Genomic DNA, 23,090 nt, shown 5'->3' on the forward strand with positions numbered 1-23,090 from the left:
AAACCACAGCTTTATGTGGTTTCTTTTCTTTTTGAGTTATGCGTCCCTCGTTTTTCCACTTCTCTTGCGATATTCTTTCCATACAATCAGAACAAAATACTAATTATATATTATGCTAAGAAAATTTGGCTTGCTTATTAGTGGCTTACTGCTAATAAACTTTTCTTTATCCGCTAAAACACAAATGGAGGATGAAGAGTGGCAGAAACAATATCATCACAATAGAGTCGCCTCTCCACACAGCGCACTAGCTATGCTTAAAGAGGTATATTTAACGATATCTCCCAGTGCTGAACGTATTTATGTCGCGACCCGCATTCATGGTTTTGTCACGCGCCGTGGGGATAGTTATACCCATCAAACCTCTGAGCACAGTAAAAATCCTTATGAAAAGCTTGAATGGTTAATTCTAAAATCAATGGATCTTGATGATAAAGGAGAGCAAGAAAAGACCCTAGCTACCATTAAGCTAGCACAAATCACGGCAGCAACACTCAATGATCCTGATTTAGATGCATTACTCTTGTTAAAACAGTGCAAAACTAATCTTGCTCTCGGTAATTATTTTATTTCTGAATTTTATTGCCAATCAAGTATCAAGCAGTTAGAAAAAACCAGCAGCCATTATATTGATATCAAATGGGCCTATCGCTTACTCGCGTTAAGTTATCAAGGCAGTAGTAACCTAGAAGCGGCACTCACGGCTAATGAAAAAGCCCTCAGTTTTAGTAAGCCTTATGATATTAATGATACCAGTTATTCAAATATTGCAACTTTATTGCTAAATATGGGTCATTTAAGCAGGGCTGAAGAGTACGGAAAAAAAGCGCTGGATATTCGAATAAAACGGAATATTCCTCAAAAAATAGCTCAATCAAAGATCTTATTAGCCAAAATTAATTTAACATTGGCTAAATATGATAAAGCAGAAAGCCTTGTTCGCTCTGCGTTAGAGGGCTTACAAGAATCAACACATACTTACTCTACTTCCCTGGCTTATTATACTCTGGGGAGTATCCTTCATAAAAAAGAATTAAGTGATGAAGCTATTGAGTTCCTACTACTTGCTTTAAAAGCACAAGAAAGAAAATCGAATGCCACTCTAACAATTAATATCCATCAATCTCTTAGTCAGATCTATTTAGAGTATCAAAATCCAAATAAAGCGTTAGAGTACATAGAAATCGCTATAGAAAAATCAAAAACGGCACAAAACCAAATAGAGCTCGCTAACTCCTATTTATTTCAATCGAAAATTCAAGAACTTACTCAGGACTACAAAGATGCGCTAGAAGCTCAAAAAAAGTATCGAGAAACTCTAGATCTAATTTACGCTAAAAACACTCGAAAAGCCTACGAAGCACTTGAATTTCGAAATAGTGTAATTAAAACAGAAGGGGCATTGATTGAAACTTTACAAAAACAAACTAATCAACAACTAAATTTCAATCAAAATAAATACTTATTCGTTCTAATCCTAATTATCATTGCTATGGTTTTTCTTGCAATAACTCTACGCTCTAGTCATTGGCTAAAGAACAAAAGTACGGCAGTTAAGCCACTAACTGATAATAGCAACCACTGTAGGTAATACCAATCTACATAAGTATTTGATCATTCTTGCTTGTTAAAATATCACATTATTTGTAGTGGTAAATAAAAAAGCCGCTGAACGGTTAGTCCAACGGCTTTGTTTATTTATGTAATCATTTATTTTTACTGTGCGTTAGCTTCACGCTCAGCAATAAACGCTAATGCCATTTTGATACGAGCAACTACGCGCTCTTTACCAATCAATTGCATTACCGCATCAACCGATGGAGATTGACCGCCACCTGTAACTGCAACACGTAATGGCATACCTATTTTACCCATGCCAATTTCTAGCTCAGCACATACTTCTTCAATCACATTGTGAAGATTTTCAGTTGTCCACTCTTCTAGAGCTTCAACTTTTGCTAATGCTAACTCTAGCGGCTCTTTTGCTACGCCACGTAGGTGTTTCTTCGCAGCACCAGCTTCGAATTCTTCAAAGTCTTGGTAGAAGTAGCGAGATTGTTCTGCTAATTCAATCAGCGTATTACAACGCTCACCGACCAGTTTAATTACATCAGTAATTGCTGGACCATTCTCTAAAGAGATCTCTTTTTGATCTAGGTGCCATTGTAAGTATTTTGCAACGTACTCAGGCTCTGATGTTTTAATGTAATGGTTGTTTAACCATAGAAGCTTATCAGTATTGAACGCTGATGCTGATTTACTTACTGCATTTAAACTGAATAAGTTAATCATCTCTTCTTGTGAGAAGATCTCTTGGTCACCATGAGACCAACCTAAACGTACTAGGTAGTTATTTAGTGCATTTGGTAGGTAACCTTCATCACGGTATTGCATTACTGAAACCGCACCATGGCGCTTAGACAGTTTTGCACCATCATCACCTAAGATCATTGCACAGTGTGCAAATTTAGGTACTGGAGCACCTAATGCTTCATAGATGTTAATTTGACGAGGTGTGTTATTGATATGATCTTCACCACGGATAACTTGAGTAATACCCATATCCCAGTCATCAACCACTACTACGAAATTGTAGGTTGGTGCACCATCAGTACGACGGATGATCAAATCATCTAATTGGCTATTTGAGATTTCGATACGACCACGGATTTGGTCATCAAATACTACCGAACCTTCTTTAGGGTTACGGAAGCGGATAACACACGCATCGCCTTCTTTTGCCGCAGCATTAGCTTCAACAATTTTAGGGTGGTTTGCATCGTAGCGAGCCATTTCTTTATTTGCTTCTTGCTCTGCACGAATTTCATCTAGCAGTTCTTTTGATGCATAACACTTGTATGCTTTGTCTGCAGCAAGCAGTTGGTCAACAACTTCGTTGTAACGGTCAAAACGCTTAGATTGGTAATAAGGACCTTCATCCCATTCCATACCCATCCAGTGCATACCTTCAATGATTGCGTCTACCGCTTCTTGAGAGTTACGCTCTAGATCCGTATCTTCAATACGTAGAACAAATTCGCCACCTTGGTTTTTAGCAAAAAGCCATGAGTAAAGTGCAGTACGTGCACCGCCAACGTGAAGATAGCCTGTTGGGCTTGGAGCAAAACGAGTTTTAACCGTCATTGTTATTACCTTTTTGAAGAGGTTGAGCTGAATCTGTCAGCACCACATAATTTATGCGCTATTTTAGCACTATAAGGTAATTCTACAATGATTGAGTTACTTTAAGTTCCGTATTATCTAAATTAACGCCTTAGCAATGATTTCATTATTTATTGCTCAAAAAGCCAAGAGATAACATTCTTCTTTTGCTCTGTGGTAGATTCATTATACCAATGTACCATCATATCTAATGCTTTAGAGTTATTTTCTTCGTCTAAATTAATGTTGTTTTTACGTGATTGGAAAGCTAATTCGGTAAATTCTTCCTTCTCTTTTCCTGATGCTTTTGAATACCAGTGCTCAACCATTGCTATGGTATTAATACTATTTTCGTTCTCTACCGTTTGAATTTTATCTTTATTCTCTACTTCCAACACAGCAGCAGATATATCAGATAGCGCTATATTATTTTTCACATTATAACGAGCAATTTCTAATTCATAATCACGAGTAAAGCCTCCCGCACTAGGTAAAATACTTTGCTCTACAAGCAATCCAGTTTTCGCTTGTGGCTCTTTTAAGATAAATATAGGGTTCTTATTAAATACTATCGATTCTTTAACATTTTTAATATTCTTCGATGCAGATAACTGAAGGTTCAAATCACTTGCATCAAATGTCATAACAACTGGTACTGAGTTATATTTTTCTTTTTCTCCATATTCAGAAGTAATCAATTTTTCAATTCTTACAACAAGTTGGTTCACTCCATTTTGTAGTTCTAAATCACTATCCTTCAAAAGAGTAAAACCTAGAGATTCCCCATTTATTGCAACGATATGAATATCATTATCTAACTCCACATTCACTTCTGCCATTGCAGCTGAACAACTAAACAGAGAAGTAATTGCTAATATTTGAGCTATTTTTTTCATCTTGAAGTACTCCTTAAATGAAAAAAGCGGGCATCATGATATGAAGCCCGCCAATAAATTATTTAATCCATGTACTGACTAGAAGTAGTATTCAGCACCAACTAAGATTGAATTAGTCCAATCTTTGTTATCTATCTTATAGTTACGAGAGTCGATGTATAAATATGTGCTTGGTAGTAAATAACCTAAACGAGCAGTGATTGCTGTATCACCCGTATCTTCTTTTTTAGTAGCTACTGTGCCGTCACCTTTCAAAACATCCTTATCAGCATCAGTAGTCATAGAGTAACCAGCTTTAAATACCCACTGATTGTTAAGTACATACTGAGCTGTTGCCGATACAGCATCTTGACCATTAGTGCCTGTAGCTGTATCTGTTTCCATCATTTTGTATGCAGCGGTTAATGTCACATCACCTAAGAACATGCTACCACCAACAATCGCATAATTATTAGCATAATGAGTTGTTGTAGCCCCACCTTTTACATACTTTGGATTACCTACTACTTGACCTTGATCATTAATTATATATTTTGGTTCTTCACTTGCTAAAGATGTATATTCACCACGAGTATAGTAAGCAGCATGAACGCTAAATAAATCTTGAGTATAAGATGTTGCAATACTCGCAACCATTGCATCTGTCGTTGTTGACATTCCACTTAATGTCGCTTGGAAGTTAAAACCACCGAAGTTAGCAGAATCAAATCTTAAGTTATTATCAGCACGGTCTTCAAACGTAACGCCAAGGTCGTTGTTCCAGTCAAATACATTTCCCAAACCAGGGTTAGTGTGAGGATAATCAACATAGTTATAAGCAGCTACTAATTGACGACCGAATTTGAATGAACCAACACCGTCAAAATCTAAACCTACGAACGTATCACGCACACCGAATGCACCAGCACCATTGTTGTTAGCATCACCACTTTCAACTTGCCAAATTAAGTTTGGCGCAAAATCTTCAAACTCAACCGTACCACGGAAACCGATACGAGACTCAATAACTGCGCCTGCACTATTTTCAGAGTCACTATCGTTAATAACAGTCATAAAACCAGCAGCTTGGCCGTATACTTGAACCGCATCGCCAGCCAGTTGAATCGCTGCATTTGCAGAGCCAGAAACTAATGTAGCAGCAGTAATTGCAGCACCTAAAAGTGTTTTCTTGAACATAGTCATAATTCCTTCATTTAACTAATTAAGTAATGCACAGTCATTTAACTTGGTCGCCGAAATGAACCATGCACTAGATTTGTTGTCTGGAGTGGACTATGACAATGTTTTTTCACAAAGAAAATATAGTTACGTTTTTTGAGTGACGCACCTCAAATATCAATATTTATAAAAAAATATAACACTTAAATATCAATAGCTTAATATCCCTCAAAAATATAACTCACTGATTGAAAATAAAACAAAAGAGACAAAAATCTCAAAAAAAGCACACATTTATGCAATTTTAGTCGATCTAGATCACATTGAATTTAGCTAAAATTATAACTATTTATTTTAAATAAAAAAAAAGTGCGAACTAAGTCGCACTCGTTTATCTTCTTTGAAGGAAAATACTCTCTCCTTCTTTCACTTTTTTAATAAACAAAAAAAGCGAACACTTAAGTTCGCTTTATCTCTTGTCTTATAATGTTATTACATAAAGTTATATGGAATAAATACTTGCAGACGAACATCACTCCAATCGTAATCAGAACCATCAGTCATATCACGCGTTAATTGTGTTACGTGTAGTTTAAGAGTTGAACCTTTCAAACTACCTGATTGCACAGAATAACCAATATCACCATTAACAGCATATTCACCATCATAACCAGAAACGTCATTATCAATAGTACTTACAGCTACACCTGCACCTGCAAACCAACCATTACCAAAGTTATATGACGCTTTGTTATACCAAGATAATTGATTTGATTGATCCCAATCTGATAATGCATTCCAATATTGACTAAATGTACCATTATTCGACCCATAAGCGCCTGCTGTTCTAGGAGCAACCGCTGCATCATTATCCGATGTTACGTAACGAGCTTCAGAGTTAAACGTCAATGAGCCAAAACTTTGAGCATAGGAAACACCCTGCGTTATACCTGCCCCATCGAAACGAGTATCATCTTGAATCCCATAAATATCATATGCAATCGATGCAGTATCTGTAATGGCATACTTAGCTGCAAATTTATATGATGTACTATCTTCACCATGACCTAAACTTGAGTAGCCTAAACCCATATTAAGTGCAACAGGGCCAACTTGACCATTTAAACCAATAGACTGAAGGCTATTAAATGCATTTTCACCATTAAACTTACCAGTTACAGGATCAACACTTGATTCTGATGTATTTTCCCACCATGGTGCACTATGGTCATCTGCAAATATATAACCTAATGTCCAATCACCAATTGGAGCAACTACACTTGCACCACGATATGTGCCAGGAACAAATGACCATACATTACCAACGGTACCTATACCATGTGACTGGATATAACCAACCTTAGTAATAACTTCACCAGTTTTAAACTTTAAAGCTGCAGTAGTTAGTTTAAGTGAGTCTTGACTACGATCCCAACCATCACAAAGCGTAATCTCGCTACAACCTGTGTTATTGTATAATGAACCTGAGAAATAACCTGCAACATCTGCACCTAACCAACCATCATGGTAACCAGATTTAAAATCTAAAACTGCGTTATAATCTGAATAATCTTGGCCTGCTTTATAACCATCACCTGTATCTTTAGAACGGTAACGTGTATCAACAACCATTAATCCAGATAATGTTGAACCTTCGATAAATTCATTAATTACTTCGACGTATTCACCACCAGCTGCACTTTCTACATTAGCCATCGCTTGTGGGGCAACTAAAGCTCCTGTAAGTGCAGCTGCAATTGCTGATACTTTAAAAAATTTGTTTTCCATGGAATAAAACTCCTAAAAATGGATATAGCTGTGTTCGTTATCTACTGGCTTTAAGTTGGCCGCCGAAAGCAATAAATAACTCTCCTAATTCACACAATTTTTAAATAAGAAAAGGAAAATTTAAAAATCGTAATTACCTTATATTTTTTCCTGCATACACACTGTGCATCCATGTAATTAAGACTAAACCCAGCTAAAAAAACATAAAACAAAAACTTAATTTTTCATAAAAAAAATATGAGCGAGTGCAAACTTCTTTCGCATTAGTGATTAAGATCAAATTAAATAGATCAAAAAACATCAAAAAACAGCTTTCAAAGCTAAAACAGTAGGTTATAAATATAAAAAAATACTCAATGCGACGAGTATCACCTTATTTTGAAAACAGTTGATCGAACCATATAATTAGTTACAACAAGTGTCGATACAAAAAATTTAAGTTATACCAAACAATGAAAACCATTAATTTCAGATATAAAAAAAGGAGCTCTAAGCTCCTTTTATTTAATGAATGGCTGTTTTATTGTTAATTTAATAACTCAATTAACTGTTCTTCATTCATCACTTCAATACCAAGCTCTTCAGCTTTTGCTAATTTAGAGCCAGCAGCTTCACCTGCAAAAAGAATGTCGGTTTTTTTAGAAACACTGCCTGTCACTTTTGCACCAAGTTCCTGTAGAGCCGCTTTAGCTTCATTACGTTTTAGTTTATGAAGTGTACCAGTAAGAACAACCACTTTTCCCGCTAATGGTTGCGGCACTGATTCATCAAGCGCTTTAATTTCAGGCCAATGAATTCCCATTACTTGCAAGTCTTCAATTACCGCTTGGTTATGTGGTTCTGAAAAGAAGTTTAAAACATGTTTAGCAACAATATCACCTACATCACTCACTTCTATTAATTGCTCAAACGTAGCCGCTTGAACCGCTTCTAATGTATAGAAATGAGCGGCCAAGTTTGCAGCGGTTGCCTCACCAACCTCTCGAATGCCTAACGAATATAAAAATCGAGGTAAGGTCGTTGCTTTGGCTTTGTTTAATGCATCCACCACATTTTGAGCTGATTTTGGCCCCATTCGTTCTAATACTGTGATGACACCCGCTGAAAGCTTAAATAAATCCGCAGGAGTCTCCACCATTTCTTTATCAACTAATTGCTCTACTACTTTATCGCCTAAACCATCAACATCGAGTGCTTTACGAGAAACAAAATGCTTTAGTGCTTCTTTACGCTGTGCTTGGCAGACTAACCCAGCTCCACAACGAGTCACCGCCTCACCTTCGATTCTTTCAAGATTAGAATCACAAACGGGGCAATTAGTTGGGTAAACAATGGCTCTACTGTCCACAGGGCGACGAGCTTCGACGACTGATACTATTTGCGGAATAACATCACCCGCACGACGAATAATAACCGTATCACCGATATGAACACCTAAACGTGCAATTTCATCAGCATTATGTAACGTAGCATTACTTACCGTAACCCCACCAACAAAAACCGGCTCCAGTTTTGCCACTGGGGTTATAGCCCCTGTACGGCCGACTTGGAATTCCACATCATTTAAAACCGTTAATTCTTCTTGAGCTGGAAATTTATAAGCGATTGCCCAGCGAGGTGCTCTAGCAACAAAGCCTAGTTGCACTTGAAGTTCAATGTCATCAACTTTAATTACAACCCCGTCGATTTCATATTTCAATGCATCTCGACGTTCTAGAATGTCTTTATAGTAGGCTTTTACTTCTGTTAAAGAGTGACATTGTTTTGTCTCTTCACACATAGGTAGGCCCCAGCCTTTAAGCTGAACAAAACGTTGATAGTGACTTTTTTCTAATTCGCCGCCATCAATAACACCGACACTATAAGCATAAAAACTCAATGGACGTGTTGCTGTTATCTTTGAATCTAATTGACGTAAGCTACCTGCAGCTGCATTACGTGGGTTTGCAAACGGTTTTTCACCACGCTTTAATGCTCGCTCGTTTAACGCGTCAAACCCTGCTTTTGGCATAAAGACTTCACCACGAACTTCTAATCGCGTTGGCCAGCCTTCGCCTTGCAGTGTTAATGGTATACAACGAATCGTTCTTACGTTTTCGGTTATATTCTCTCCTGTAGCACCATCACCACGAGTTCCTGCTTGTACTAATTTACCATTTACATAGAGTAGACTTACTGCAAGACCATCTAGCTTAGGCTCACAACAAAAAAGAGAAACGGGTTTAGAGATAAGGCGATCATTCATTCTTTTCTCAAATGCTGCTAATTCTTCATCATTAAAAGCATTATCTAAAGAAAGCATTGGAATTTCATGTTGAACTTGGGTAAAGCCATCAAGAGCTTCACCACCAACGCGTTGACTTGGAGAGTCGACAGTAACAAGTTCTGGGTGTTCAGATTCAATAGAAAGCAATTGCTGCATCATACGATCATACTCTGCATCAGGCAGCTCTGGGCTATCTTCTACATAATATCGATAAGCGTGGTAATTCAATTGCTGTCTTAGCTGATCTAAGGTCTGTTCAATAGTCATGATTCATCAACTTCTTGTTCTGTCTTTCTAAAAATAAAAAAAGGCTCATAAAGAGCCTTTCTCAATTCACAATAATACTATGATAGACGATCTATTTAGCGCAGAAAACTTTTACTCGCTGCTTATATTCATCAATCTTATTTGGTGTCAACATATCTCGCTTCTCATCAAGAATATTACCACCTAACTCTGAACTCACTAGCTGTGCTGTTTGTAGCATCAGTTTAAAATTGTGCTCAGCTTCGCCATGACAAGGCAAAGGTAAGAAAAAGGAAATGCCCGGAGTAGAAAACTCTTCGCCTTCTGGTACTTGAAAGTGACCAGGAGAAACCATATTCGCCACACTAAATAATACTTTACCCGCTCCTGAGAGATCTGAATGACGATGGTAAATAGCCATATCACCAAATACTAAGCCGTTTTGCTCTAAACTATTAAATAATCGACTACCATTAAAGCGCTCACTTCCCATTCCGTGTACATTAATAATAATTGCGTCTTCTTTAACTTCAGGTTCCGGCTCTGGTTCTTGAATTGGCTCAATAATAGGTTCAGGTACTACAACCGTAACCTCTTCTGGTTGAGAAATACTTTGAGGTTCTTCTTTTGGCGCAACAACCGCATCATCAATCGCTGAGAATGAAATCGTTGGTTCCTCTTTAACAGTAACAGTAGGTTCATCAATAACTTTATTACTGGTTTGAACTACAGGTTCCTCAATAAACGGCTCGCTTATTGGTTCTGGTTTATTGGATTCAATAATTTGTTCTTCATAATCGAAAAGAGGATCATTTGAAAAAGCAGGCTCCTCACGAGCAAATGCAGGTTCTTTTCTTTCTTTTGGCGCAGCAATGTCATCTTTAGATTTAGCAAAGCTACGTTCTGGTGTAGGTTGCTCTTCATCAATATCAAAATCTATGTCTACTTTTTTCCCAAATTTTGAGTTTGTTTCCTTTCGACTTGTCCATAAGCCATGAAACAATAACGCCGCAATGGCTAATGCCCCAACAAGTATCAACACTAATCGCAATTCTTGCATCGCTAACTCTCTGCTCTTCTGCTTTATTGAACTTCCCTAGTGTTTTTTATCCCATAAAAGGAACATAAAAAGGGAAATCTACTCTCAACTACTATTAAGGTAGTTTATCCATAAACGATAATCTACCACTACTTATTGGTAATGTACCAAATAATACCCCTATTTTTGAATAACAAAATGAAAGTGGTGACATAAATCTTACATTTGAACTATTTAGAATGGCATAAACTGCAATAACAGCATTTATTTATGCCCATTTTTGAGTATAGTGAAGACATGATACATAAGTATAAATTCGGATAATGAATACATATAAGCAAACTCAATCAGGCGTACAATATTTTTTAAAGGGGATATCTTTGGCGATGACGCCAGGTATTCGACGCTTTGTTTTTATCCCTCTTTTAATCAATATTGCGTTATTAGGTGGGTCATTTTTTTATCTATTTAATCAAATTGGCGGATGGATTGAACAGATCCTAGCTCAAATTCCAAGTTGGCTTGATTGGCTCTCCTATTTATTGTGGCCATTAATTGTTATTAGTATTCTTGCTGTTTTCTCGTACTTTTTTAGTACTATCGCTAACTGGATAGCGGCGCCTTTTAATGGTTTACTTTCCGAACATCTTGAAGCAAAGTTAACCGGACAACCTGCGCCAAGTGGTGGTGTTTTCGACGCATTAAAAGATTTACCACGGATCTTTAAGCGCGAATGGCAAAAACTAAAGTACTATATCCCGAAGGCGCTTGGCTTGTTTATTCTTTTCTTTATCCCTGCTATTGGTCAAAGTATAGCGCCTATTTTATGGTTTTTATTTACCGCTTGGATGATGGCAATTCAATATTGTGATTATCCGTTTGATAACCATAAAGTCCCTTTTGAAACCATGCGTGATGAACTAAAAACCAAACGTGGTAAATGCTTATCTTTTGGTTCACTCGTTACTCTCTTTACGATGACTCCGATCTTAAACCTATTTGTTATGCCTATCGCAGTTTGTGGCGCAACCGCTATGTGGGTTGATGTTTACCGTGATACACATAAAGCTATTAATCCATAACTTATAACCTTTTGATCCTTTCTCATTTAAGAAACTCTTCGTATTCTAAGTAGGTCGAGTTACTCAAATGAGTCACCAAAAATTTAGTCCATATTGAATCACGCGTTACGTGAAATGAAGGAACAGATCATGACAAAGATTTACGAAGATAATTCTCAAACTATTGGCAACACACCTCTTGTACGTCTTAACCGTGTTAGTAACGGCAACGTATTAGCAAAAGTAGAAGCTCGTAACCCTAGCTTTAGCGTGAAGTGTCGTATTGGCGCAAATATGATTTGGGAAGCAGAAAAAGCGGGCACGCTAAAAGAAGGGATTGAGTTAGTTGAACCGACATCAGGTAATACAGGTGTTGCTCTGGCTTTTGTTGCTGCTGCTCGTGGTTATAAATTAACACTAACAATGCCTGCTTCAATGAGCCTTGAACGCCGTAAACTACTCAAAGCTCTAGGTGCTAACCTTGTATTAACCGAAGCGCCTAAAGGTATGGGTGGTGCAATAGCCAAAGCAGAAGAAATTGTAGCAAGCGACCCAAGTAAGTACCTACTTCTTCAGCAATTCAATAACCCAGCCAACCCTGCGATTCATGAAAAAACAACAGGGCCAGAGATCTGGGAAGCAACAGAAGGTAATGTAGACGTATTCGTTGCTGGTGTAGGTACTGGTGGTACACTAACAGGCACAAGTCGTTACCTAAAGCACACTCAAAATAAAGCCGTTCTGTCTGTTGCTGTAGAGCCTGCAGAGTCTCCAGTTATCGCTCAAGCCCTTGCTGGTGAAGAGATCAAACCTGCGCCTCACAAAATACAAGGGATTGGTGCTGGCTTTATTCCTGGTAACTTAGATCTTACGCTGATTGACCGTGTTGAAGCGGTTACCTCGGATGACGCAATTGCCATGGCTCGTCGTTTAATGGAAGAAGAAGGTATTTTAGCTGGCATATCTTCAGGTGCTGCTGTTGTAGCAGCTAACCGTATTGCAGAACTTCCTGAGTTTAAAAATAAGCAAATTGTTGTTGTTTTACCAAGTTCAGGTGAACGTTATTTAAGTACAGCACTCTTTGCAGGATTGTTTACAGAACAGGAAAATGAGCAATAATTTTGTAATATCTATGTGTTCAAATCAATTTTTACGCCAAAAAAGCCCCTTCTGGGGTTTTTTTGTTGATTTCATTTCCCTCCTTAGTAATAATCAAACCACTTTATTTTTAGGTGTAAAATAATTACAATCCAGTATAAAGTATCAGTATTAAGGCAACTTAATATGACAAAATAAGAAAGAATGTATAAATTACTGCCGTTAACTTATTTGATTGAAGATAGATTGTTTCTGAGTCTATGATATGCGAAAGTACATTCGCAAACCGAATTGGTTAACGACATTAATTCAACATAAAATATAAATCGGGGTATACACAATGTATTCACAAGACGTAGTAATCACTGCAGAAAACGGCCTTCACACTCGTCCAGCGGCTCAGTTCGTTAAAGAAGCTAAAGGTTTTGATGCAAAAATCACTGTTACTTCTAATGGTAAAAGTGCAAGTGCTACTAGCCTTTTCAAACTTCAAACTTTAGGTCTAACTAAAGGTACTAACGTAACTATCTCTGCTGAAGGCGCTCAAGAGAAAGAAGCAGTAGACCACCTAGTTAAACTAATGGATGAGCTGCACTAATCAGCTTTTTCTTTATTATTCTCATTCTCTAATTTGATCAATTTTAAGGTAAAGCTATGATTTCTGGCATTCTAGCATCTCCAGGTATTGCTTTTGGTAAAGCACTATTACTTCAGGAAGATGAAATTGTCCTAAACAAAACTCCAATCTCTGATTCTCAAGTAGAAGCAGAAGTTCAACGCTTCTTTGATGCTCGTAATAAGTCTTCTGAGCAATTAGAAGCTATTAAAGCAAAAGCGCTAGCTACTTTTGGCGAAGAAAAAGAAGCTATTTTTGAGGGGCACATTATGCTTCTTGAAGATGAAGAGCTAGAAGAAGAAATCTTAGCCCTTATCAAAGATGATAAAATGGCTGCAGACTTTGCTATTTACTCTGTAATTGAAGAGCAAGCGTGTGCACTAGAGTCATTAGATGATGATTATCTAAAAGAGCGTGCTACAGATATCCGTGATATCGGTAGCCGCTTTGTTAAAAATGCATTAGGTATCAGCATTGTTTCACTAAGTGCTATCAATGAAAAAGTTATCCTAGTTGCTAACGACCTAACACCTTCTGAAACAGCACAAATCAACCTAGACTACGTTCTTGGTTTTGCTTGTGACATCGGCGGTCGTACTTCTCATACTTCTATCATGGCTCGTTCTCTTGAACTACCTGCTATCGTTGGTACTAACGATATCACTAAGCAAGTGAAGAACGGTGATATGCTAATTCTTGATGCGGTTAACAACAAGATTGTTATCAACCCATCAGAAGCAGAACTAGCAGAAGCTAAGCAAATTCGTGATGCACAAATTGCAGAAAAAGAAGAGCTAGCAAAACTAAAAGACCTACCAGCTATCACTCTTGATGGCCACCAAGTTGAAGTTTGCGGTAACATCGGTACAGTTAAAGACTGTGACGGTATCATCCGTAACGGCGGCGAAGGTGTTGGTCTGTATCGTACAGAATTCCTATTCATGGATCGTGATGCACTTCCTACTGAAGAAGAGCAATATGTTGCTTATAAAGAAGTAGCTGAAGCGATGCATGGTGAGCCAGTGATCATCCGTACTATGGATATCGGTGGTGATAAAGATCTACCATACATGGATCTTCCAGAAGAAATGAACCCATTCTTAGGATGGCGTGCAATCCGTATCAGTTTAGACCGTCGTGAAATCCTACGTGACCAATTACGTGGCATTTTACGTGCATCTGCACACGGTAAACTGCGTATCATGTTCCCAATGATCATTTCTGTTGAAGAAATCCGTGAGCTGAAAAATGCAATCGAAGAATACAAAGTAGAACTTCGTGCTGAAGGCCATGCGTTTGATGAAAGCATCGAAATCGGTGTTATGGTTGAAACGCCAGCAGCCGCTGCAATTGCACACCATTTAGCGAAAGAAGTGAGCTTCTTCTCTATCGGTACTAACGATTTAACGCAATATACTCTTGCGGTTGACCGTGGTAACGAAATGATTTCTCACCTATATAACCCACTATCTCCAGCGGTTCTGCTTGTAATCAAGCAAGTAATCGACGCTTCTCATAAAGAAGGTAAATGGACAGGTATGTGTGGTGAGCTAGCTGGTGATGAGCGTGCTAGTCTACTTCTTCTAGGTATGGGCTTAGACGAGTTCAGCATGAGCGGTATCTCTATCCCTCTTGTTAAGAAAATTGTTCGTAACTCAAACTTTGCAGCAGTAAAAGCAATGGCAGATGAAGCTCTTCAAATGCCTACAGCAGCAGAAATTGAAGCGCACGTTGAAAAATTTATCGCAGAAAATACTAAGTAATAGTATAGTTGCAAAGAATTAAATATAGCCACTAAGTTTAGTGGCTATTTAATATAACTTTAGGGAGCTACACAATGGGTCTGTTTGACAAAATTAAAAGCGCATTTTCTTCTGAAAGCACTGCAGCTGGTGCAATCGACATCATCGCACCTCTTTCTGGTGAAATTGTAAACATCGAAGATGTGCCAGACGTAGTGTTCGCTGAAAAAATCGTTGGTGACGGTATTGCTATCAAACCTGCTGGCAACAAAATGGTTGCTCCAGTAAACGGTACAATCGGCAAAATCTTTGAAACTAACCACGCTTTCTCTATCGAATCTAACGACGGCATCGAGCTTTTCGTTCACTTTGGTATCGATACCGTTGAACTTAAAGGTCAAGGCTTTACTCGTATCGCTGAAGAAGGCCAAGAAGTTAAAGCTGGCGACACAGTAATCGAATTCGATCTTGCGTACCTAGAAGAGCACGCTAAATCAACGCTTACTCCAGTTGTAATCTCTAACATGGACGAAATCAAAGAGCTTACTAAGCTTTCTGGTGCTGTTACTGTTGGTGAATCTCCAGTTCTTAAAGTAACTAAGTAATCTCTCTTACTGACAGATTTTAGTTTATCTAAGACATAAAAAAGCCGCTGTTTTCTTTTAGATAACAGCGGCTTTTTTGTATCTATTTAACGGTCAGTTCAGCAAGCATCTCTTGTGATGGAGCAAAGAAATAACCACCAGTTACTGCATCAGTAAAACGCAATAATTGATCAGTTTTTCCATCGACTTCGCCATACATGCTATCCAACATCACTTGGAAATTATGTACAGAGTGACAATAAGCAATAAACAATAAACCATGATCACCAGAAACCGAGCCATACGGCAAGCTGTGGCGTAGGATCTTAACCCCTTTACCATCTTCTTTAATATCAACACGGCCTACGTGTGAAGCAGCTGGAACGTCTTCTAGCTCTATTGAATCAGGTTTAGTACGACCAATCACTTTTTCTTGAGCTGAAACGGACAAACGGTTCCACGCAGGTAGTTTGTGAACAAAGCGTTGGCACATCATGTAACTGCCGCCAGCAAATTCACCATCAGCAATCAATGCAACTTCAGCGCGCGCTTCATTTTTAGGGTTTTCTGTTCCATCAACGAAATCTGTCATATCGCGCGAATCTAAAAAGCGGTAACCTGATACTTCTTCTTTAATTTCAACGTGTTCAGAAATCACATTCATTAGCTTACGTAAGATATAAAAATGTAAGTCATGGCGATTTGAATGAATATGAATTAGCACATCACCATGCGTCGCTGGTGCAATGATGTCACCTTTACCTAATTGCTTAAAGTTTGCCAATTCTGGCGGCATAGGTGCAGACAATGTAGTCCAGAAATCAGCACCAAAAGAAACGGCACTGCTTAAGTTAGCGTCTGGCTGATTCTCATTTAATTCGACAATTAATGCAGGAAGTGTCTGTAGCTGCTCTAAAACAAGCTGAGGGTTACTTTTGATATTTAAGGTAACGTATAATGCAAATCGATCTGGTTCTGGCAGTAATGCCGTTTGAGGAGTGTAAGACATGAACTCAGTTCCTTTCTATTTTGAATTAACTGAGCTCATTATATGCAATAAAACATAAGATTGTTTGATAAAAGATAAGAGTTTATGAAGAAATAACTTCCACTGAAAGCTTTACGGTTTCATTCGCTGATGAATCAGACACCATGTAAGATTCTAAATTATTCAACTTGGTGATAATGGTTGGCGCACATAATGTTCTTACTTTACCTTCCCCTTCCTCCTCTGTTACTCGAAAAGCAATTTCAACATTCTCAGCATCAATGTTTTTTAACTCCGCCCAAGCTTGTACCTGAGATTTCTTATCGAATGAATTAAACACTAATGTTTCTTCACCCAGCACTAACGACGCTGATGAATTAGTAATGTGTTGCAAGTTAGGACGATTAATCTCTAATCCTAAATCTAACTGCCAATCCGCCATTGCTAGCGGGCTTAATAACGCACTAAATAATAATGCACCTGTTGATAAATCCATTGTCTGCCCCCTCTCATTAAGTCAGACTAAAACATATTTTCACTCGTTTACTGCGACATAAAAATATAAGAAACCAACTAAGAAGTAAGATAATCATTGCACTTCCTGGCTGAAACTCTCCTCGATTAACAATAACCGATTGAATTAACATCATGAGATCGATCAAAACCATCATAATGGTTAGCCACCGTCCTTGCTTCCAAAGAGTCAGCATAAAAGGGCGTGTGGGCTTTTTAAAACTACTTAACCACATATAAAATACAATGGGTAAGCTCAAACATAAACTAGTATATAAATGCGCATGACTTGGGTAAAACAGGGCCAATAAATCAGTACCTTGCTCACGGCTAGCACCGGCCATAACAAAAACGACAACGGAGCGAATTAAAATAGCCCAACCAAACCATAGCCAAATAGGTGGTTTTAACCATCCATGTTGGTCGTATGCATCAAACGAGTACAGCATTTATCTACCTTTGAACATTAAACAGACGAAAGAATTAACTAACAATCTTCTCAGTAGACTTGTCCAGATTACTGAAATGATTAAAAATAACGATTGAATAAAATAAAAACTTTGAGCTAGATACACCTTTAAATTCAAAATCTATATTGCCGTCACACTTTGTATCGTTTACATTTCAACGATGTATAAAGATAAAATCAAATATGAAGAATTAAGAATACCGTATGAAAAATAACAATAAAGCACAGATATCAATAGAATCTCAACAAGAAGCAATGGCAATTGCTAAAGCTACACAAAAACCAGCACAAACAAAAGAACAAACTAAATTGATTGCGCAAGGTATAGAAAAAGGCATTGCGCTTTACAAGAAACAGCAAAAAGAAAAATCACGAGAAGCAGATAAGCTGAAGAAAAAGACACAGCGTCAAAAGCAGAGTAAACATAACCACTCTGATGTAGAAGATAAACAAGCTCAACAAGATCACATTAATAAAGAATCAAGCAAAAATTTACCATGGATTTTACTTGCGGTAAGCTGGGCTGCCTTTATTTACTACACATTTTTAGGTATGTAATACCATTCTGGATCAGTCGTTGTTCAGATAATTGCGTAGGAAAAGTGATTTTAACTTGAACACTACAAACAAGCAGATACAAAAAAGAGATGAGTTATAAATACCCATCTCTTTTTGTTATCTACTTAGATTAAGCTAAATTATTTATTCTTTATCTGCTTTTAATGACAGTATCCAAATTGATAGCACTGCAACCGCAGCAAAACCACCAAGAATAATGCTCGGCATTGCGATGTAACCCAACGTATGCCAAATAACAGACTCTAATGTACTCATACTATCTCCTTACCAACCTTCAATGCCAGACATATCAGGCAGCTTATGTGCAATACCTTTATGGCAATCTACACAGGTTTTTTCACCTGATGCTAATGCCGTTGAATGTTGTTTCGCACTACGCGGACCTTGCTCAGAGAAATCCATAAAGTCGAATTCATGACAATTACGACATTCTTGAGAATTATTCTCTTTCATTCGATGCCATTCACGTTCAGCTAAATGCGCACGACGCTCTTTAAATTTCTCTTCTGTATCAATAGTTTTAGCAATAAAGTGCGCATATAACTCTTTAGATGCTTGAACTTTACGTACAATTTTATCTGTCCAATTATGAGGAACGTGACAATCTGAACAGATAGCACGTACGCCCGAACGGTTAGAGTAGTGAATCGTTTCTTGGATTTCTTTAACGATTGGAGCATGACAACCAGAACAGAATTCTTCTGTGTTGGTTGCTTCCATACCCGTGTTAAATGCGCCCCAGAAAAGCAAACCACCAATAAAGCCCATAAATAGGACAACACCTACCGCTGCTTTACTTGGTGATGAAAAACGCTTCCAAAATGCTTTTAAAAATTTCATGTATAGCCTCTCTTAACGGTATTGGCTATCAACTAGCGCAATGAGTCCACACGTTCAAATTCATTCTCAACTAATGGTTTAGCATCAGCTTGAGGGACGTGACATTGTAGACAGAAGTAACGACGAGGTGATACATCTGAAAGTACAGCATCTTCACGGTTCACGTAGTGAGTTACACTGATCTTTGTCGCACCCATTTCTTTTGCGTTTTTCCAGCTATGACATGATAAACACTTATTTGCGTTTAATGACACTTCATAGTTACGAATAGTATGAGGTACTAATGGTGGTTGGTATACGTAATCACTGTCTAATGCGTGATCACGTGGAAAACGTTTAAAATCATCCGCTGGACGCGTTGTTTCTAATTCCGATGCACCACGTAATGATTCAACACCACCAATGCCTCCTGGATTATTCAATTCTGCAGATTGTTCGGTTTCTGCTTGTACTGCACCAGCAAACAAAAGTCCTGCTGACATAAGCGCTATAATGAATTTTTTCATTCTAATTTCTCCGCCTTAAGGCAAACTCTTTGAAATAGGTTACTCACATCTTGGCCAGTAACCTATCTATTATTAATTAAGCAATTTTAGTGATCTTAACTGGACACTTCTTATAATCTGTCTGTTTAGACAGAGGATCCGTTGCATCCAAAATCAATTTGTTAATTAAGATGCGAGCATCAAAGAATGGAACAAATACTAATCCTTCAGGCGGACGGTTACGACCACGAGTTTCAACACGAACACGTACTTCGCCACGTTTGTTAGAAATTAACACTTCATCACCACGGCGCAGGTTACGTTTCTTCGCATCCGCAGGGTGAATATAACAAAGCGCATCAGGAACGGCTTTATACAGCTCAGGAACACGACGCGTCATAGTACCTGTATGCCAATGCTCAAGAACACGACCCGTACATAACCACATATCAAACTCATCACCAGGAACTTCTGGTGGCGCTTCATATGGGGCAGAGATAATCAACGCTTTACCATCAGGCTTGCCGTAGAAGTCCCAATCCGATCCTTTCTTAGCGTATGGATCTGAACCTTCTTTAAAGCGCCATAATGTTTCTTTGCCATCAACAACAGGCCAACGCAAACCACGTACATTATGGTATGTATCGTATGGTGCTAAATCATGGCCGTGGCCACGACCAAATGCGGCATACTCTTCAAACAGGCCTTTTTGAACATAGAAACCTTGAGCTTTCGCGTCATCATTCAACTCTTGAGCTTCAGATAATGGGAAAGCATCTACGTTGCCATTTTTGTAAAGTACGTCATACATAGTTTTACCACGGAATTCAGGCGCTTTTGCAAGCAGCTCTTCGCCCCACACTTCTTCTACTGTGAAGCGTTTTGAGAATTCCATGATTTGCCATAAATCAGATTTAGCTTCGCCTTTCGCTTGTACTTGTTGATACCAAGCTTGAGTACGACGCTCTGCATTGCCGTAAGCACCTTCTTTTTCTACCCACATTGCTGTTGGAAGAATAAGATCCGATGCTTGAGCTGTTGCAGTTGGGTATGGGTCAGAACATACAATGAAGTTTTCTGGGTTACGGTAACCAGGTAAACGTTCCGTGTTAATGTTTGGGCCCGCTTGCATGTTGTTATTACACATTACCCAATAAGCGTTAATCTTGCCGTCTTTAAGCATGCGGTCTTGAACAACGGCGTGTGCGCCAGGCTTGCCGTTCAATGTACCTTCAGGTAGTTTCCAGATTTTTTCTGAAATTGCACGGTGCTTAGGATTAGCAACAACCATGTCAGCTGGTAGACGATGTGAGAATGTACCTACTTCACGAGCGGTACCACATGCTGAAGGTTGACCAGTCAATGAGAATGGGCTATTACCCGGCGTTGAAATTTTACCCGTTAACAAGTGAATGTTATAAACAAGGCTGTTCATCCAAACACCACGAGTGTGTTGGTTCATACCCATTGTCCATAAAGACATTACTTTTGTTTTTGGATCCGCATACTGCTTAGCGAGAGTGATCAGATCGTCTTCTGATACACCTGACATTTCAGAGGCTTTTTTCGCTGTGTATGGTGCAACTGATGCTTTATATTCCTCAAAACTGATTGAGCTCATCGCTCCAGAGTTAGGATTTTCCGCTTTCATTTGTAGTGGATCAGTATCACGAAGACCATAACCAATGTCTGTTGTTGCTTGCTTGAAGTTCGTGTGTTTATTTACGAAGTCCCAGTTTACTGCATCGTTTTGAATGATGTAGTTAGCGATGAAGTTAGCAATCGCAAGGTCAGATTGAGGTTCAAAAATATACCCTTTATCTGCTAACTCAAATGAACGGTGGTAGTAAGTAGATAATACGTTCACTTTAACGTGTGGGTTACTTAAACGACGGTCTGAAATGCGAGTCCATAGTACTGGGTGCATTTCTGCCATGTTTGAGCCCCACAGAACAAAAGAGTCTGCGTGTTCAAAGTCATCATAACAACCCATTGGTTCATCAATACCGAACGTACGCATAAACGCACCCACTGCTGAAGCCATACAGTGACGAGCATTTGGATCGATGTTATTTGAACGGAAGCCCGCTTTCATCAATTTAACAGCTGCGTAGCCTTCCATTACAGTCCACTGACCTGAACCAAACATCCCAACACCGGTTGGACCGTGTTTTTTCAGAGCGGCTTTCCACTTCTCAGCCATCGTATCAAACGCGACATCCCAAGAAACAGGGGCAAAATCACCGTTCTTATCGTATTGACCATCTGTCATACGCAACATTGGCGTTTGTAGACGATCTTTGCCGTACATAATTTTAGATAGGAAGTAGCCTTTTATACAGTTAAGACCTTTGTTTACTGGCGCTTCTGGATCGCCTTGAGTCGCAACAACGCGACCATTTTGAGTACCCACAAGTACAGAGCAACCAGTACCACAAAAACGACAAGGCGCTTTATCCCATTTAATTTTTGTTTGGTCAGAACTAACGATTAAATTAGTTGCCGATGCAGGTAAAGTAATTCCTGCTACGGCTGCAGCTGATGCTGCGGCGTTTGCTTTAACAAACGCACGTCTTGTCATTTTCATGATTCATCCTCACATTGCGAATCAAAGTGCTCGATTTGGTGGAAAACTAAAGCGACATTTAGTATTCCTTCGAAGTCATTTATTTTATCGATTGAATCGGTGATATATCCCTGATTTTCAGTTTCAAGCACAACAATTAACTTGCCCTCTTCACTTTCACCGTGGATTTCCGTATTCGGTAACGCTAATATTTTTTCTTTTGTCACTTCTAATAATTCAGGGCGTACATGAACCACTAAACTTGAAATATGAACTTCATTTTCAGGTAAATTTTCTAACATTATTTTGTTTCTTCCAGTGTCATGCTAATAGCAGAAGTAGGGCAAGCGGCTACGCAACCACCACATCCATTACAAGCATCAAAATTAATTTGAGGCTGAGCTACGCTACCCAATACCAGCTGAAAGCGAATGGCTTGTGTCTCACACATATCACTACAACTACGACACTCTACCGACTGTTTTGCCAGACACTCTTTATTTATAGATATTTGATGAGTGAAAGCAGGGGTAATGCGTAAATCAAATAAATGCTCTGGGCATTGAGTTGCACAAGCTTCACAAAAGGTGCATTCTCCCTTGGTAAAATCCACAATAGGAAAACCACCATCACCTTTAACAATTATTTGCTCTTCACAAGCTGTAATACATTTTTCACAACGAGTACATTGAGATACGAAATCAACCTCATTCTTAACCCAAGGTAGGCGCTGTTGTGTTAATGGACTCTCTGTTTTCTTTGTGGAGAAGCGACGAAAAATACCTCGCTTAGAGTGATCAATCATATTATTCTGACTCATCTATTCATAACTCCAGAGTTCCATTAACATTTCTATATGGTGAATTTTAAATTTTGTCATATTTATTGATATACCCCATAATGGTTAAACAAGGGGCATTCTTGTTCTAGATCAATTTTTAAAATAAATAAAAACAACAAAATAGAGCTCATTTGCCTTTAACTAATCATAGGC

Annotated in this window: 22 protein-coding genes; 7 read left to right on the plus strand and 15 right to left on the minus strand. The window is 38.5% G+C overall.

Annotated features, from left to right (window positions below):
- The first annotated feature begins 184 nt into the window (after positions 1-184).
- Positions 185-1,591 carry a tetratricopeptide repeat protein gene (locus tag PVK70_RS03400; RefSeq protein ID WP_130047728.1) on the plus strand — a complete coding sequence of 469 codons (1,407 nt, stop codon included), beginning with the start codon at positions 185-187 and terminating at the stop codon, positions 1,589-1,591.
- Between the two features lie 125 nt (positions 1,592-1,716).
- Here the strand turns inward: PVK70_RS03400 and gltX are convergent, their stop codons facing one another.
- The 6 genes from gltX to zipA form a co-directional block, all read right to left on the minus strand.
- Complete coding sequence (gltX, locus tag PVK70_RS03405) at positions 1,717-3,144, minus strand: glutamate--tRNA ligase (protein WP_130047656.1); 1,428 nt, start codon at positions 3,142-3,144, stop codon at positions 1,717-1,719.
- A gap of 149 nt (positions 3,145-3,293) precedes the next feature.
- A complete protein-coding gene (locus tag PVK70_RS03410; protein ID WP_130047657.1) occupies positions 3,294-4,058 on the minus strand; it encodes a YccT family protein in 765 nt (254 codons plus the stop codon).
- 78 nt (positions 4,059-4,136) lie between these two features.
- A complete protein-coding gene (locus PVK70_RS03415; protein WP_130047658.1) occupies positions 4,137-5,243 on the minus strand; it encodes a porin in 1,107 nt (368 codons plus the stop codon).
- A gap of 465 nt (positions 5,244-5,708) precedes the next feature.
- Positions 5,709-7,004, minus strand: coding sequence for a porin (locus tag PVK70_RS03420; RefSeq protein ID WP_130047659.1), 1,296 nt, complete (start codon positions 7,002-7,004; stop codon positions 5,709-5,711).
- Positions 7,005-7,530: 526 nt separating this feature from the next.
- The gene (gene ligA, locus PVK70_RS03425) at positions 7,531-9,537 is read right to left on the minus strand and encodes an NAD-dependent DNA ligase LigA (protein WP_130047660.1); all 2,007 of its coding nucleotides are present in this window, start codon (positions 9,535-9,537) and stop codon (positions 7,531-7,533) included.
- Positions 9,538-9,628: 91 nt separating this feature from the next.
- Complete coding sequence (zipA, locus tag PVK70_RS03430; RefSeq protein ID WP_130047661.1) at positions 9,629-10,576, minus strand: cell division protein ZipA; 948 nt, start codon at positions 10,574-10,576, stop codon at positions 9,629-9,631.
- A 302-nt stretch (positions 10,577-10,878) separates the two neighbouring features.
- On the opposite strand from zipA, the gene cysZ reads away from it, so the two are divergent.
- The 5 genes from cysZ (at position 10,879) to crr (ending at position 15,677) form a co-directional block, all read left to right on the plus strand.
- Positions 10,879-11,637, plus strand: a complete 759-nt coding sequence (gene cysZ / locus PVK70_RS03435) for a sulfate transporter CysZ (protein ID WP_130047662.1) — start codon at positions 10,879-10,881, stop codon at positions 11,635-11,637.
- A gap of 129 nt (positions 11,638-11,766) precedes the next feature.
- Positions 11,767-12,735 (plus strand): cysteine synthase A, encoded by a 969-nt coding sequence (cysK, locus tag PVK70_RS03440; protein ID WP_130047663.1) that lies wholly within the window; start codon positions 11,767-11,769, stop codon positions 12,733-12,735.
- A gap of 319 nt (positions 12,736-13,054) precedes the next feature.
- Positions 13,055-13,312, plus strand: coding sequence for a phosphocarrier protein Hpr (ptsH, locus tag PVK70_RS03445; RefSeq protein WP_005420435.1), 258 nt, complete (start codon positions 13,055-13,057; stop codon positions 13,310-13,312).
- Positions 13,313-13,368: 56 nt separating this feature from the next.
- Positions 13,369-15,093, plus strand: a complete 1,725-nt coding sequence (gene ptsI, locus PVK70_RS03450; RefSeq protein WP_130047664.1) for a phosphoenolpyruvate-protein phosphotransferase PtsI — start codon at positions 13,369-13,371, stop codon at positions 15,091-15,093.
- A gap of 74 nt (positions 15,094-15,167) precedes the next feature.
- Entirely contained in the window at positions 15,168-15,677 is a 510-nt protein-coding gene (gene crr, locus PVK70_RS03455) for a PTS glucose transporter subunit IIA (protein WP_130044093.1), read from the plus strand.
- Between the two features lie 82 nt (positions 15,678-15,759).
- Here the strand turns inward: crr and PVK70_RS03460 are convergent, their stop codons facing one another.
- The 3 genes from PVK70_RS03460 to PVK70_RS03470 form a co-directional block, all read right to left on the minus strand.
- Positions 15,760-16,665 (minus strand): Dyp-type peroxidase, encoded by a 906-nt coding sequence (locus tag PVK70_RS03460; RefSeq protein WP_130047665.1) that lies wholly within the window; start codon positions 16,663-16,665, stop codon positions 15,760-15,762.
- A gap of 82 nt (positions 16,666-16,747) precedes the next feature.
- Positions 16,748-17,140 (minus strand): hypothetical protein, encoded by a 393-nt coding sequence (locus PVK70_RS03465; RefSeq protein ID WP_130047666.1) that lies wholly within the window; start codon positions 17,138-17,140, stop codon positions 16,748-16,750.
- A 16-nt stretch (positions 17,141-17,156) separates the two neighbouring features.
- Complete coding sequence (locus PVK70_RS03470) at positions 17,157-17,606, minus strand: DUF2919 domain-containing protein (RefSeq protein ID WP_130047667.1); 450 nt, start codon at positions 17,604-17,606, stop codon at positions 17,157-17,159.
- Between the two features lie 224 nt (positions 17,607-17,830).
- On the opposite strand from PVK70_RS03470, the gene PVK70_RS03475 reads away from it, so the two are divergent.
- On the plus strand, positions 17,831-18,184 hold the full coding sequence (locus PVK70_RS03475; protein ID WP_069593671.1) for a DUF2956 domain-containing protein: 354 nt from the start codon (positions 17,831-17,833) through the stop codon (positions 18,182-18,184).
- A gap of 144 nt (positions 18,185-18,328) precedes the next feature.
- Here PVK70_RS03475 and PVK70_RS03480 read toward each other — a convergent pair whose 3' ends face one another.
- The 6 genes from PVK70_RS03480 to napF form a co-directional block, all read right to left on the minus strand.
- Positions 18,329-18,460, minus strand: a complete 132-nt coding sequence (locus tag PVK70_RS03480; RefSeq protein ID WP_069593672.1) for a TIGR02808 family protein — start codon at positions 18,458-18,460, stop codon at positions 18,329-18,331.
- Between the two features lie 9 nt (positions 18,461-18,469).
- On the minus strand, positions 18,470-19,045 hold the full coding sequence (locus tag PVK70_RS03485; protein WP_069593673.1) for a NapC/NirT family cytochrome c: 576 nt from the start codon (positions 19,043-19,045) through the stop codon (positions 18,470-18,472).
- Positions 19,046-19,077: 32 nt separating this feature from the next.
- Positions 19,078-19,551, minus strand: a complete 474-nt coding sequence (locus tag PVK70_RS03490) for a nitrate reductase cytochrome c-type subunit (RefSeq protein WP_130047668.1) — start codon at positions 19,549-19,551, stop codon at positions 19,078-19,080.
- Positions 19,552-19,627: 76 nt separating this feature from the next.
- Complete coding sequence (napA, locus tag PVK70_RS03495) at positions 19,628-22,117, minus strand: periplasmic nitrate reductase subunit alpha (protein ID WP_130047669.1); 2,490 nt, start codon at positions 22,115-22,117, stop codon at positions 19,628-19,630.
- Complete coding sequence (locus PVK70_RS03500) at positions 22,114-22,398, minus strand: chaperone NapD (protein ID WP_130044087.1); 285 nt, start codon at positions 22,396-22,398, stop codon at positions 22,114-22,116. Before PVK70_RS03500 ends, napA begins: the two co-directional genes overlap by 4 nt.
- On the minus strand, positions 22,398-22,916 hold the full coding sequence (napF, locus tag PVK70_RS03505; RefSeq protein WP_130047670.1) for a ferredoxin-type protein NapF: 519 nt from the start codon (positions 22,914-22,916) through the stop codon (positions 22,398-22,400). The genes PVK70_RS03500 and napF overlap by 1 nt, the downstream gene beginning before the upstream one ends.
- Positions 22,917-23,090 lie beyond the last annotated feature (174 nt).

This window comes from Aliivibrio sp. A6, assembly GCF_028765505.1.
Classification (GTDB): domain Bacteria; phylum Pseudomonadota; class Gammaproteobacteria; order Enterobacterales; family Vibrionaceae; genus Aliivibrio; species Aliivibrio finisterrensis_A.